This is a genomic window from Oleiphilus sp. HI0066 (assembly GCF_001635725.1).
Genome location: NZ_LWFH01000582.1, coordinates 1 through 872, shown reverse-complemented (window position 1 = coordinate 872; position 872 = coordinate 1). Strand labels below are relative to the sequence as shown.

The window sequence follows — 872 nt, the reverse complement described above, 5'->3', positions numbered from 1 at the left end:
TTAAGAGACAACACCCGAAAAGGAAAACAAAATGAGTACCACATTTAACTTCACCGGAAAAAACGTCTTTGTAGTTGGCGGCACGAGCGGTATTAACTTCGGAATAGCTAGCGGCTTCGCGCGCTGGGGAGCCAATGTAGTCGTTGCCTCACGCAAAGAACAAAAAGTTGCGAATGCAGTCGCAGAACTAAAAGCATTGGGCGCCTCTGCAAACGGCGTGACACTAGACGTCCGAGATTACGAGCAAGTTGAAGACGGATTTGAAAGCGCTTGTAAATTCTTAGGTGGCGACATTGATATCCTCATTTCAGGCGCAGCAGGAAACTTCCCTGCTCGCGTTAACGACATGTCGCCTAATGCGATCCGCTCAGTGCTTGAAATAGACCTACTAGGTACATTTCACGTTATGCGCGCTGGGTTTAATTATCTCAAAAAACCCGGCGCAAGCGTGATTAACATCTCTGCTCCGCAAGCCTTTCTTCCCATGGCTCATCAAGCACATGTTTGTGCAGCCAAAGCAGGCGTGGACATGGTGACGCGAACACTAAGTATGGAGTGGGGGCAAGATGGTGTGCGCGTCAATTCGATTGTACCTGGCCCGATCGCCGGCACAGAAGGAATGGATCGCCTGTCTCCAACCCCCGACTTACAGGCTGCTGTCGCAAAATCGGTACCGCTAAAACGCCTTGGTGAAGTCCACGACATTGCCCATGCAGCTGGAATGCTATGCGCTGAAGAATCCTCGTATATTTCAGGCATTGTGCTCCCAGTAGACGGAGGATGGAGTCAAACTGGCGCGACATCGGTCATGGATAAGATGTCGCGCATGCTCGACACCATGAAACCATAATTAACATAACAACGACAGCGCG

General features: G+C 50.3%; 1 protein-coding gene. It reads left to right on the top strand.

Annotation, left to right across the window (positions count from 1 at the left end; all coding sequences use genetic code 11):
• The first annotated feature begins 31 nt into the window (after positions 1-31).
• Complete coding sequence (locus tag A3738_RS07735) at positions 32-850, top strand: SDR family oxidoreductase (protein WP_068478133.1); 819 nt, start codon at positions 32-34, stop codon at positions 848-850.
• Positions 851-872 lie beyond the last annotated feature (22 nt).

Excerpts from the sequence above, each read along its gene's own strand:
- A3738_RS07735 (WP_068478133.1), top strand. The coding sequence starts at position 32 with ATGAGTACCACATTTAACTTCACCGGAAAAAACGTCTTTGTAGTTGGC.